This is a genomic window from Streptomyces panacea (genome assembly GCF_040560175.1).
Taxonomy (GTDB): domain Bacteria; phylum Actinomycetota; class Actinomycetes; order Streptomycetales; family Streptomycetaceae; genus Streptomyces; species Streptomyces panacea.
Genome location: NZ_JARJHW010000212.1, coordinates 1 through 12037, shown reverse-complemented (window position 1 = coordinate 12037; position 12037 = coordinate 1). Strand labels below are relative to the sequence as shown.

General features: G+C 69.9%; 9 protein-coding genes and 1 pseudogene. 3 read left to right on the top strand and 7 right to left on the bottom strand.

Features of this window, described 5'->3' with window-relative positions; translation table 11 throughout:
• Positions 1-81 precede the first annotated feature (81 nt).
• Positions 82-1437: a hypothetical protein gene (locus P3L51_RS31595; protein WP_354608759.1), complete on the top strand. Its 1356-nt coding sequence runs from the start codon at positions 82-84 to the stop codon at positions 1435-1437.
• Positions 1438-1507: 70 nt separating this feature from the next.
• Here the strand turns inward: P3L51_RS31595 and P3L51_RS31590 are convergent, their stop codons facing one another.
• Positions 1508-2119 (bottom strand): YceI family protein, encoded by a 612-nt coding sequence (locus P3L51_RS31590; protein ID WP_354608758.1) that lies wholly within the window; start codon positions 2117-2119, stop codon positions 1508-1510.
• A gap of 324 nt (positions 2120-2443) precedes the next feature.
• The gene (locus P3L51_RS31585) at positions 2444-3655 is read right to left on the bottom strand and encodes a glycoside hydrolase family 64 protein (protein WP_354608760.1); all 1212 of its coding nucleotides are present in this window, start codon (positions 3653-3655) and stop codon (positions 2444-2446) included.
• Between the two features lie 533 nt (positions 3656-4188).
• Here P3L51_RS31585 and P3L51_RS31580 point away from each other — a divergent pair.
• Both P3L51_RS31580 and P3L51_RS31575 read left to right on the top strand, forming a co-directional pair.
• Positions 4189-5772, top strand: coding sequence for an acyl-CoA carboxylase subunit beta (locus P3L51_RS31580; protein WP_354608757.1), 1584 nt, complete (start codon positions 4189-4191; stop codon positions 5770-5772).
• A 77-nt stretch (positions 5773-5849) separates the two neighbouring features.
• Positions 5850-6083 (top strand): acyl-CoA carboxylase subunit epsilon, encoded by a 234-nt coding sequence (locus P3L51_RS31575; RefSeq protein WP_354608756.1) that lies wholly within the window; start codon positions 5850-5852, stop codon positions 6081-6083.
• Positions 6084-6254: 171 nt separating this feature from the next.
• Here the strand turns inward: P3L51_RS31575 and P3L51_RS31570 are convergent, their stop codons facing one another.
• The 5 genes and pseudogenes from P3L51_RS31570 to P3L51_RS31550 all read right to left on the bottom strand — a co-directional run.
• The gene (locus tag P3L51_RS31570) at positions 6255-6836 is read right to left on the bottom strand and encodes a GTP-binding protein (RefSeq protein ID WP_031229389.1); all 582 of its coding nucleotides are present in this window, start codon (positions 6834-6836) and stop codon (positions 6255-6257) included.
• On the bottom strand, positions 6817-7524 hold the full coding sequence (locus P3L51_RS31565) for a DUF742 domain-containing protein (protein WP_354608755.1): 708 nt from the start codon (positions 7522-7524) through the stop codon (positions 6817-6819). Before P3L51_RS31565 ends, P3L51_RS31570 begins: the two co-directional genes overlap by 20 nt.
• A gap of 95 nt (positions 7525-7619) precedes the next feature.
• On the bottom strand, positions 7620-8033 hold the full coding sequence (locus P3L51_RS31560; RefSeq protein WP_354608754.1) for a roadblock/LC7 domain-containing protein: 414 nt from the start codon (positions 8031-8033) through the stop codon (positions 7620-7622).
• Positions 8034-8043: 10 nt separating this feature from the next.
• Positions 8044-11529 (bottom strand): sensor histidine kinase, encoded by a 3486-nt coding sequence (locus P3L51_RS31555; RefSeq protein ID WP_354608753.1) that lies wholly within the window; start codon positions 11527-11529, stop codon positions 8044-8046.
• A gap of 340 nt (positions 11530-11869) precedes the next feature.
• A pseudogene (locus P3L51_RS31550) lies at positions 11870-12037 on the bottom strand (ATP-binding protein); the annotation flags it as partial.

Here is a 12037-nt window from a genome sequence, read left to right as displayed (position 1 = left end):
CCCCGTACGGCCTCATCACGTCATCATTCCGTCGCATTCCGCCCACTCCGGATCGTGGCCCCCTCCGGTACCGTCGGTGATATGAGGACGAGGCTGTTCACCACTCTGTCCGGGTTGCTGCTCGCCTTCACCGGCGCCGCCGTCGTCGCGGCGCCGGGCGCGCAGGCAGCCACCGGCCCCGATGCCGTGGCCGAGGCCTTCAAGGAGGGCCCGGTCTATGTCGACCCGCGCGCCTCCGACCAGCTCTCCCGGTCGGACGCCGCCGCGCTGACGAAGAAGATCAAGGACGCCGACAAGCCTGTCTTCGTCGCCGTCCTGCCGCAGGCCGCCGAATTCGATCCGGACAACACACTGCTGGACAGGCTCCGGACCGCGACCGGGGTGTCCGGCGTGTACGCCGTACGCCTCGGTGACAAGTTCGACGCCGCCGCGGACGCCCGTAACCTGCCGCCGGACGCCGTCCGTACGATCACCGACGGTGCGAAGGGCACGGGCCCCGTCGGGGCCTCGACGGAGCTCAACAACTTCGTCGACCAGGCACTCGCCGAGTCCCGCGGCCAGGCGCCCGCGGGCTGGGACACGTCCTCCGGCGACGGCACCGACGGCGGAAGCGCGACGACCGGGCTGATCACGCTCGGCGGCGTCGTCGTGCTGGGCGGCGCCGGTGTGTACGCGGTGCTGCGCCGCAACCGCCTCCGTAAGGAGGAGCGCGACAGGCAGGCCCTGGACAAGCTCCGGGTCGTCGTGGACGAGGACATCACCGCCTTCGGCGAGGAGCTCGACCGGCTCGACTTCCATCCGGGCGAGAAGGGCGCCGACGACGCGATGCGCGCGGACTACGAGCGGGCACTGGACGCGTACGAGAAGGCCAAGTCCCTCATGGACCGCGCCGGGCGCCCGGAGGATGTGCGCGGGGTGACCGAGGCGCTGGCCGACGGCCGCTTCTCGCTCGCCGCACTCGCGGCGCGACGGGAGGGCAGGCCGCTGCCGGAGCGCCGTTCACCGTGCTTCTTCGACCCCCGGCACGGTCCTTCCACGAAGGACGTGGACTGGTCGCCGCCGCCCGGCGGCGCCGTCCGTGCCATCCCCGTCTGCGCGGCCGACGCGGCGCGCCTGGAGGGCGGCGACGACCCCATGACGCGGATGGTGCAGACCGAGCGCGGCCCGCGCCCGTACTACGACGCGGGTCCGGCGTACGGCCCCTGGGCCGGCGGCTACTTCGGCGGCGGCGTACTCCCCGCCCTGCTCGTGGGCACCATGCTCGGCACCGTCCTGACCACCCCCGCCTACGCCGCGGACTACGGCGGCGGCGACTACACCGGCTACGACGGCGGCTCGGGCGGTGACTTCGGCTCGGGCGGTGGATTCGACGGAGGCGGCTTCGGCGGGGGAGGGGACTTCGGAGGCGGCGGCGGTTTCGACGGGGGCGGGTTCTGACGCGTCACGCGTCGGACGTATGTCCCGCCGGTGCCGGTCGCCGCGCGCGCTCCTGGCGTGCGGGGGCCGGTCAGGCGGCCTGCGGCTGGTTCTTGATCGCCGAGATGTCGAAGACCAGCTTCACCTTGTCGCTGACGACCACGCCGCCCGACTCCAGCGCGGCGTTCCAGGTCAGGCCCCAGTCGGAGCGCGAGATCGTGGCGCTGCCCTCGAAGCCGACCCGCTCGTTGCCGTACGGGTCGATCGCCTTGCCGTTGAACTCCAGGTCGATCGTGAGGGGCTTGGTGACGTCCTTGATGGTGAGGTCACCGGTGATGCGGTAGTCGTCGCCGCCCGCCTGCTCCGTGCCGGTCGAGCGGAAGGTCATCTTGGGGAACGTCTCGGCGTCGAAGAAGTCCGCGCCGCGCAGGTGACCGTCACGGTCGGGCGCGCCGGTGTCGATGCTCTCCATCTCCACGTCGATCGACGCGGAGGAATTCTCCGGCTTCGAGCCGTCCAGGCTCAGCGTGCCCTCGTGCTTGCCGAACGAGCCGCGGACGTTGGTGACCATCGCGTGGCGCACGGTGAAGCCGATGCTGCTGTGCGACGGGTCGATGGTGTAGTCACCGGTCAGCTCGGCCAGCTCGGGGTTGACCGCGATGGTGGCGGAGTCGGTCTCGGACTTGCGGTTGAAGAGTGACATGGTTTCTCCCGGTGCCTGTTTGTTTAGCCTTCAAGTAATTTCACCCTAGACCCATCTCGTTAAAACTTCAACATCTTCCGTCGATCGGGTGACGGCCGCCCGAAAGCCGTCCGGCACCTCGTCCGCCCGCCCCGTCCGCCCCACCCGTTCGGCTGCCTCGTCCGAGATCCCGCCCACGCGCGCGCCCGGGCACGCATGACGGTGCCCCGCCACCCCCTCGGTAGGAGGGAGGTGACGGGGCACCGTCGGCGCGCTGTCGGACAGTCGTGGCCGTCTGGACGGTCGGGACGTTTTGGACAGTCGGACTGTCTGGACGGTCAGGACTCAGGAACCGACCGACACGGTGAAGTGCACCGGATTGCCGTCGTGCGCCGCGCCCGAGACGTCCGGCTCGCCGTCCGGCCGTACGTCGTCGTACGGGAACGCGTACCCGATCGGGGTGTTGGCGTGCAGCACCCGCGCCCAGTGGTTGGTGGACGCGTCCTTGTAGTAGTCCGCAGCCGTGGCGCCGTTCGGCTGGTCCGGGTGGGTGAGCAGCGTCGAGCGGTTGAAGCCGGCCGCCAGCCTCGCGAGGAGCGCCTTCTTGTCGTCCGAGTCGCCCGGATTGTTGGTGAAGGGGCCGTGGTTGCAGGTGAAGATGTCCTTCGAGGACGGCTTGGAGAAGGTGTGGCCGCCCTCGAAGGTGAGGGTGTCGCCACTGACCCGGCCGGCCAGCACGCCCCGCCCGCCCTGGAGGTCGATCTTGAGGTCCTCGGCGGCGTACTTCTCCCAGACCTGGTCGATGTAGCCGTTGAAGACGTCCCTGAAGGGCATCTCGTCGGGCCGGTCGAAGAACGGCGCCATCGCGTTCTGCGGCGCGATCACCCGCAGGACCTGACCGTCGGCGCCGCGCGTGACCAGCTTGTCCCACGGCTGCCCGTCGGCCGCCGCCTGCGCGGTCAGACCGTCGGCGATCTTCTGGAGGGCGCCTTCGGGCAGCGGGGCGACGTCGTGCTTCGCGTCGCCCTCCAGGGTGATCCCGACGGGCAGCGCGGTCACCAGGTCGACGTAGCTGATGTTCGAGTACAACTGCTGGGGGTTGAAGGTGAATTCGGCGAACGACCAGGTGCGGCCGTAGTTGGGGTCGTTCTCGCTCGCGAACGCCGGCTCGACCAGGGACGGACCCGGGTTCAGGAAGAAGTCCAGCGTGTCGTCGCGTACGAAGTAGACGCGTGCGCCGAACATCTGAGGCAGTGTCAGCGTGACGGCGGCGCCGCCCGCCGCGCCCAGTGGAATGGCGCAGTCCACCGGCAGCGGGGTGTTGGCCTCGGCGGGCGACTCCGGCTTGTACACGCTGCCGTCGGCGCGGAGCAGCACCCAGCGGTCGGTGCCCTGCTCGTGGCCGGTGACGTACGCGTTGACCGAGCCGGGCAACGACTTGTTCACCAGGGCGAGTTCGCAGGTGTCGGCGGCGGCCGAGGCGCGGGGGCTGAGAGCGCTTCCCCAGGCGGGGTAGGTGAGCGCCGTGGCCGCGGCGGCCGTACCGGTCAGAAACATTCTGCGCGATATCACGGATGTTCTCCTGAGATGTGGGGGGAACGCGGTGAGGCGCGGTGTGTGGGGGCGCGCCTGCGTCTGCGCTCCACTCTCGTCACGTGTCCGGGACGCGTCAAGAGTTGTGACTGAGAGCGCTCTCATGGGTCGGCGAGTCTTCACAACCTGACGTCGGCCGCTCACCCGCCGCCACCGAAACCGGCCCCGACGAGGTCCGGACGAGGCACCGACGAGCCATCGGCGAGGTTCCGGCGGGGTTCCGGCGACGTCCCGACGAGGCACCGGCGGCGCCCAGGTCCGGCGCCCTCGGCCACCCCCGCCGTCACCCCCGCCACACGGGGACGACGCGTGACCCTTGGTTGGCCACCGACCGACATCCGACTGACATCTGGAGGAATCTCACAAGCGCGAGGGGCTCTGGGCTGTCGAATCGGCCCGCGCCCACCCCGGTTCTGTCCAGCCCCACCAGGAATCCGGGCAGGAGACTGTGCGGAGTCGACGGCGGCTTTTTCCTCTGTTCTTCGTAGGGTCGGTACATGACCGTTGTGGACCAGACGCCGAGTGAGCCCGTCGATGCCCGTGGGCGTGTGGCCGAGCTGCACTCGCTGCGGGGGCAGGCGCTGAGCGGGCCGAGCGAACGCGCGACCGAGGCGCAGCACGCCAAGGGCAAGCTGACGGCTCGCGAACGTATCGCGCTGCTGCTCGACGAGGGCTCGTTCAAAGAGGTTGAGCAGCTGCGCCGACACCGGGCCACCGGTTTCGGCCTGGAGGCCAAGAGGCCGTACACGGACGGGGTGATCACCGGCTGGGGGACGGTCGATGGCCGCACGGTCTTCGTGTACGCGCACGATTTCCGCATCTTCGGCGGCGCCCTGGGCGAGGCCCACGCCACGAAGATCCACAAGATTATGGACATGGCCATCTCGGCCGGTGCCCCACTGGTCTCGCTGAACGACGGCGCGGGCGCCCGTATCCAGGAGGGCGTCTCCGCGCTCGCCGGTTACGGCGGCATCTTCCAGCGCAACACCAAGGCGTCGGGTGTCATCCCGCAGATCAGCGTGATGCTCGGCCCGTGCGCCGGCGGCGCCGCCTACAGCCCCGCCCTCACCGACTTCGTGTTCATGGTCCGTGAGACGTCGCAGATGTTCATCACCGGACCCGACGTCGTCAAGGCGGTCACGGGCGAGGAGATCACCCAGAACGGACTCGGCGGCGCGGACGTGCACGCCGAGACCTCGGGCGTCGCGCACTTCGCGTACGACGACGAGGAGACGTGCATCGCCGAGGTCCGCTACCTGCTGGCGATGCTCCCCTCGAACAACCGCGAGAACCCGCCCACCGCCGAGTCCGAGGACCCGGCCGACCGCCGCTCCGACGTGCTGCTCGACCTCGTCCCGGCCGACGGCAACCGCCCCTACGACATGCGCAAGGTCATCGAGGAGCTCGTCGACGACGGCGACTTCCTGGAGATCCACGAGCGCTGGGCCACCAACATCATCTGCGCGCTGTCCCGGCTGGGCGGCCAGGTCGTCGGCATCGTCGCCAACCAGCCGCAGTCCCTCGCGGGCGTCCTGGACATCGAGGCATCCGAGAAGGCCGCGCGCTTCGTGCAGATGTGCGACGCCTTCAACATCCCGATCGTGACCCTGCTGGACGTACCCGGCTTCCTGCCCGGCGTCGACCAGGAGCACGGCGGCATCATCCGCCACGGGGCGAAGCTGCTCTACGCGTACTGCAACGCCACCGTCCCGCGGATCTCGCTCATCCTGCGCAAGGCGTACGGGGGTGCTTACATCGTCATGGATTCGCAGTCCATCGGCGCCGACCTCACCTATGCCTGGCCGACCAACGAGATCGCGGTGATGGGCGCGGAAGGCGCCGCCAACGTCATCTTCCGCAAGCAGATCGCCGAGGCCGAGGACCCCGAGGCCATGCGTGTGCGCATGGTCAAGGAGTACAAGGCCGAGCTGATGCACCCGTACTACGCCGCGGAGCGCGGTCTGGTCGACGACGTCATCGACCCGGCCGAGACCCGTGAGGTCCTCGTCTCGGCCCTCGCGATGCTCCGTACGAAGCACGCCGACCTGCCCTCCCGCAAGCACGGCAACCCCCCGCAGTGAGCCCGCGCCCGCCGGACGCGGCCCCCGTGCCGCCCGCGACGCCGCCCACCCGCCGAGAAGACGGAGACACGAGCCCGATGAACGATTCCACCGACAACTCCCCGCTCCGCGCGGACAGCTCCCTGCTCCGCGTCGAGAGGGGCCAGGCCGGCCCCGAGGAGCTGGCCGCCATCACCGCCGTCCTCATGGCGCGCGCCGCGGCCCGCACCGGCGCGGACGCCACCTCGGCCCACCGAGGCCGCTCCACGGCCGGCTGGCGCCGTCTGGAGCGCACGCCGGGCTTCCGGGCCCCGCACAGCTGGCAGGGCTGATTCCGGACGCCCCAGCGGCCGTACAGCGCCGTCAGAGCCCCGCACGGACCACCGTGCGGGGCTCTCGCGCTCACGGGCCCCGTGAGCGACCACACGCGACGGCCGCGGCCCCGCACTCCTCGGAGTGCGGGGCCGCGGCCTTTCAAGTCCGGGCGCGGGGCCCGGAGACGCTTAACGAAGTCGTGCCATGAGTGCGTGTTCGACGAGGGTGATCAGTCCGCTCTTGGCGTCGGCGCGGTGCCGGGCGTCGGTCGTGATGATGGGGGTGTCGGGGCCGATCTGCAGGGCCTCGCGTACTTCGTCGGGGGTGTAGGGCTGGTGTCCGTCGAAGCCGTTGAGGGCGATGACGAAGGGGAGCCCGGAGTTCTCGAAGTAGTCGACGGCGGGGAAGCAGTCGGCGAGGCGGCGGGTGTCGACGAGTACGACGGCGCCGATGGCGCCGCGTACGAGGTCGTCCCACATGAACCAGAAACGGTCCTGTCCGGGGGTGCCGAACAGGTACAGGATCAGGTCCTGGTCGAGGGTGATACGGCCGAAGTCCATGGCCACGGTGGTGGTGGTCTTGTCTCCGGTGTGGGTGAGGTCGTCGATGCCGGCGGAGGCGCTGGTCATGACGGCTTCGGTACGCAGCGGGTTGATCTCCGAGACGGCGCCGACGAACGTGGTCTTGCCCACGCCGAATCCGCCCGCCACCACGATCTTCGCGCTGGTGGTTGAGCGGGCTGCACCGCCGCTAGAGCTTGCGAAGTCCACTGAGCACCCTTTCGAGCAGTGTCACATCTGGTTGGCCCCCGGCGGTCTCGTCGCCGCCGGGTTGATGAATGGCGACAAGTCCGGCCTCCGCCAGGTCGGCTACGAGGATCCGGGCGACGCCCAGGGGGATGGAGAGCAGTGCCGAAATCTCGGCGACCGATTTGATCTCGAAACAGAGCCGGCAGATCCGCTGGTGCTCGGGCAACTGCCCTTGCAGCCGGGACGGATCGGCCGTCGTGCTGACCAGTGCCTCGATGGCGAGCTGGTACCGCGGCCGTGTCCGGCCGCCGGTCATGGCGTACGGACGGACCAACGGGTTGTGCGCGGCGTGCTCCGGCTCCTGATGGCGCCTCGGCTGTACCGGCTGGACGCGGGGCGGCTGCTGACCGTACGAGGGCTGCTGTCCGTACGGCTGCTGCTGTCCCTGGCCCTGCCCCTGACCGTACGACGGCTGCTGACCGTACGGCTGTTGCTGACCCTGGCCGTACGACTGCTGCTGTCCGTACGGCTGTTGAGGCTGCTGGTACGGCTGCTGCTGTGGATGATACGGCTGTCCGCCGCCGTCCCACTGCCCGCCCTGGCCGCCGTTCCCGCCCGGCACGGAGGGGGAGTCGAAGTGGTTCCGGGCACGCTCACCCGGGACCTGTCGGCCACCCTCGTAAGGATGTCCGCCTGGGGGTGTTGCCACCGTTTCCTCCTCCGACTCCGGTCGCCGGTAACTGTTCTGTGGAGTCGCGCCACCGAACCCTATGGTGCGATGGCGCGAAACGCACTGTCTGTCTGTTAGTTGAGAAGACTTCCCTGGAGTTCGGCGCGCAGGTCCGGCGTCAGCACCGTCCCCGCCCGGTCGACGAGCAGAGCCATTTCATAGCCCACCAGGCCGATGTCGGCCTCGGGGTGCGCGAGGACGGCCAGCGAGGAGCCGTCGGACACGGACATGAGGAAGAGGAACCCGCGGTCCATCTCCACGACGGTCTGGGTGACGGCACCGCCCTCGAAGATCCTGGAGGCCCCGGCGGTCAGCGAGGTCAAACCGGAGGCCACGGCCGCCAGTTGGTCGGCGCGGTCCCGCGGGAAACCCTCGGACATGGCCAGCAGGAGTCCGTCGGCGGAGACCACCACGGTGTGGGACACCCCGGGGGTGTGGTCCACGAAATTGGTGATCAACCAGTTGAGATTCTGTGCCGCCTGGCTCATCGGGCTCACACTAACGCTCCTGGTTGTAGGTACTGCCCGGGCCTCGACCCGGTCCGTTCGTATCCGTCCCCGCCGCTCCCGCGTTGCCCGCCCCCGCGTTACGGCCCCGCTGGACGCCGCGCCGCAGGTTGCTCAGCCTGCCACGTACATCCTCCGGCGCGCGCGAGACCTGGGGGCCGGTCTGCGGCGTCGCCTCCGCGGTTCCCTCGATCAGGTTGGCCTTGGGAACGCGGCGGGGGAGCCCCGACGGGGTGATCCCGCCGGCCTTGGGCTCCTTGAGCTTCTCGGCCCGCTGCCAGCGGTCGTCGTTCGTCGAACGCCAGTCGTCGGGGCCGTTCGCCTCACTCTGCCCGTTCTGCGGCTGCGGGGCCGCCGGTGCGTACGTCTCGTCGGTCTCGTTCGTCCGCTGTGCCTCGGGGGACGGTGCCGGCTGGTCGGAAACCCGCGCCGGCTCCTGCGGCGTGGCGGCCTGCGGGGAGGTCCGGCCGAAGAGATCGGCCTGACCGCTGTCGTGTCCGTTCCGCTGTCCGTCGTCCCCACCGGTGGTCTGCCACGACTCCGGCTTCGGCGGCTGCGACGTGCCACCACGGCGCGGCAGTCCCGCTCCGGTCAGTGTGTGACTGGTGCTCGGCGAGGGTCCCGGACGTTCGAATTCTACGCGTTCCCGGGTGCCCGCCGCAGCGCCGTCGGACGATTCCGATTCGGGCTGCCGCGTCGCGTCGTACCCGCCCTGGTAGCCACCCTGGTCACTCCAGCCACCCTGGTTGGCCTGGGGGGCGAAGAGGTTGTCGTAGGCCGCCCCGTCCGGCCGCGGAGCCTCGTAGGCCCCTTCCGTATACGCGCCGCCGAGCGGATCCTGCTGCTCCGGGTATCCGTCGGGCGTCTGATACCCGTCGCCGTCCGTCCGGTAGCCGTCGGGGGTGGCGTACGCGTCGTACCCCGTGCCCCCGTACGTCTGCCCGGCCTCGGCGCCACCCTCGGGGGCGGGGTAGCCGTTCTGCTCGTACGGTGCCTGCCGCGGCGCGTACTGCCCGTCGGTCTCCTCGCGGTACTGCCCGTCGACCTGATCGCCGTAGAGCGGCTGCTCGCCGCCGGGCAGCGCCGGGGCGGCGCCGTTGCCACCGCCGAGCGCCGCGCGGCGCTCGTCGCGCTTGAGGGAACGGTTCACCGGATCGAGACTGCGCGGATTCGCCGTCCCGGCCTCCGCCCCCTCGTCGTAACGGGAGTCGTCGAAGCCGAGTTCGGCCGCCGTCAGCATGGGCGTCGAGAACGACTGCTGCTCCGGCTCGAAGGCCGGGGCCTGCTGCTCCGGGATGATCTGGGAGACCGTGAAGTCGTCCGGCGGGGGCTGCTCGCCGCCGCCGCCGTGTGTGATCGCGTCCGGGAGCATGACCAGCGACGTGGTGCCCGCCTGCTCGCCCGAGGGCCGCAACTGCACCCGTACGCCGTGCCGGTCGGCCAGCCGGCCGACCACGAACAGGCCCATGCGCTGGGACACCGCGGCGTCCACGGTGGGCGGGTTGGCCAGCTTGTGGTTGATGTCGGCGAAGTCCTCGGCGGTGAGGCCGATGCCCTTGTCGTGGATCTCGATCATCACGCGGCCGTCGGGCAGCCGCGTCGCGGTCACCCGTACCTTGGTCTGCGGCGACGAGAACGTCGTGGCGTTCTCCAGCAGCTCGGCGAGCAGATGCACGAGGTCGGTCACGGCCTGGCCGTGGATGTCGGTCTCCGGCACGCCGGTCAGCTCGATGCGCTCGTAACTCTCCACCTCGGAGGAGGCGGCGCGCAGCACGTCGACCAGCGGCACCGGCTGGTTCCAGCGGCGGCCCGGTTCCTCACCGGCGAGGACCAGCAGGTTCTCGCCGTTGCGGCGCATACGGGTCGCGAGGTGGTCCAGCTTGAAGAGGTTCTCCAGCTGCTCGGGCTCGGCCTCGTTGTTCTCCAGTTCGGTGATCAGGGTCAGCTGGCCCTCGATCAACGACTGGTTGCGCCGCGAGAGGTTGGTGAAGATCGCGTTGACGTTGCCCCGGAGCATGGCCTGCTCGGCCGCGAGCCTGACGGCCTCGCGGTGCACCTGGTCGAAGGCGCGGGCGACCTCGCCTATCTCGTCCCTGGAGTCGATCGGGATGGGCTGGACGCGTGTGTCGACGCGGCCGGGCTCGGTACGGGACAGCTGGTCGACCAGCATCGGCAGCCGCTGCTCGGCTATGCCGAAAGCGGCCGTACGGAGCTGGCGCATGGCCCGGCTCATCTGCCGCGCCATCATCCCGGCCAGCACGAAGGCGGCCAGCAGGGCGATCAGCACGATCGCGCCGTTGATGATCGCGTCGTTCCTGGCGCCGTCGGAGATCTCCGCGGCGTCGCTGACGGCGTTGTCGACCAGGTCCTTCTCGATGACCGTGTAGCCGTCGAACTTGGCGGTGGTCGCGGCCATCCACGCCGTGGGGGTGACGCCGCGCTCCTCCAGCTGGGAGGGGCTGTCACCGGTGGCGATGGCGGCGACCATGCCGTCGACGACCGAGCCGTCCTGGGCCGGCGGGGCGATGAACTTCTCGCCCGCCGCCGCGGCCTGCTGCCGCGCCGTCGCGAGCTTCTTGGCGCCCTCGGCGGCCTTCTCGCCCATGATCTTCTGGAGCTTGGCCGTGTCCGCGTCCGTGCCGCCGGAGACGTACTCCGCGACCGCGATGTCCTCCAGGTAGGCGTACGAGGAGAACGCGATCGACTGGCCCGCCCTGACCGCCGGCTTCTCGCTCGGCCGCACCAGCAGGTGCAGACCGATGGAGCGCTGGAGGGAGGAGGCGGCCTTGGAGAGCTGGATGGCGTAGGCGGTGCGGCCGTAGCTGGTGATGTTGCCGGTGCCGAGGCCCAGTTCGTTGGAGAACTCCATGAGGGAGTGCTGGACCAGCACATATCCCTCTTCGGTCGCCACCGGACCGCCGTTGCGGCCGGTCTTGTCGGGCGTCTCGACCCCCGCCGTGTACGCCGTCTTGCGGATCGTCTCCAGCTTGGGCTCTTCGGCGCGGAAGAGGCGCAGCCGCCGTTCCAGGCCCTGGTCCTGCGGCATGGACTCGACGGCGCGGTCGAACGTGGCCTTCGCGGCGTCCGTGGTGGCCCTGGCGTCCACGACGATCTTGTCGTCGCGTTTGTTCGTCAACAGGGGCTGCGCGGTGAGGTCGCGCTCGTTGAGCAGGGCCTGGCCGTACTCGGACGCGGCCCGGACGACGAGCGCGGTCCGCTCCGCGTCCTGCGCCTCCTGCCAGGTGTCGATCGAGCCCTTGACCTGGAAACCACCCATGACGAGGCCGACGAGCACGGGGATCAGGAGGATCGCGTTGAGCCGCGTCGGTACCCGCCAGTTGCGTGGTGACAGGCGACTGGTGCTGCCGGGTGCCGGGGGCTTCCCGGGCGCATCCGCAGGCGGTGCCGCTGTACGCCGCGGCGGGGTGAAGTTGCCCCGCGCCGCCTGCTCCGCGGAGCTCGTCTTGCTGCGCCTCACTCGACCAACAACCTCTCGGCGTCGGCACCTATGTCGTGCCGTTTTTCGTTCAGGGCCGTGCTACTCGGGAGTTCATCGAATTCCAGCACGTGAGGCCGTCCCGTTCCAAACAGTGGGAATCAGCCATTCCGAGTGGTCCATACCGGAGATAAAACGGGCATAGAGAACGAGCCCCGCCAAAAGGCGAGGTTGATGTGAGCACAGCGATACCAGCCGAACGCGTCGGGCGACCGGGCGGCGTGAATTCTCTTCTCAAAACGTTATGAACACCGACGTGGGCTATGTCAAAAGACACAGCCCACACCGGGTCCTGGCTACGGCAACTGCCGTACGGAAACGTCTACTTGAGCCGAGCCATGAGTGCGTGTTCGACGAGCGTGATCAGTCCGCTCTTGGCGTCGGCGCGGTGCCGGGCGTCCGTCGTGATGATGGGAGCGTCCGGGCCGATCTGCAGGGCCTCGCGCACTTCCTCGGGGGTGTAGGGCTGGTGTCCGTCGAAGCCGTTGAG

Bases quoted from the DNA above. Each gene is read 5' to 3' on its own strand.
- P3L51_RS31595 (WP_354608759.1), top strand. From the start codon at position 82: ATGAGGACGAGGCTGTTCACCACTCTGTCCGGGTTGCTGCTCGCCTTC.
- P3L51_RS31590 (WP_354608758.1), bottom strand. From the start codon at position 2,119: ATGTCACTCTTCAACCGCAAGTCCGAGACCGACTCCGCCACCATCGCG.
- P3L51_RS31585 (WP_354608760.1), bottom strand. From the start codon at position 3,655: ATGTTTCTGACCGGTACGGCCGCCGCGGCCACGGCGCTCACCTACCCC.
- P3L51_RS31580 (WP_354608757.1), top strand. From the start codon at position 4,189: ATGACCGTTGTGGACCAGACGCCGAGTGAGCCCGTCGATGCCCGTGGG.
- P3L51_RS31575 (WP_354608756.1), top strand. From the start codon at position 5,850: ATGAACGATTCCACCGACAACTCCCCGCTCCGCGCGGACAGCTCCCTG.
- P3L51_RS31560 (WP_354608754.1), bottom strand. From the start codon at position 8,033: ATGAGCCAGGCGGCACAGAATCTCAACTGGTTGATCACCAATTTCGTG.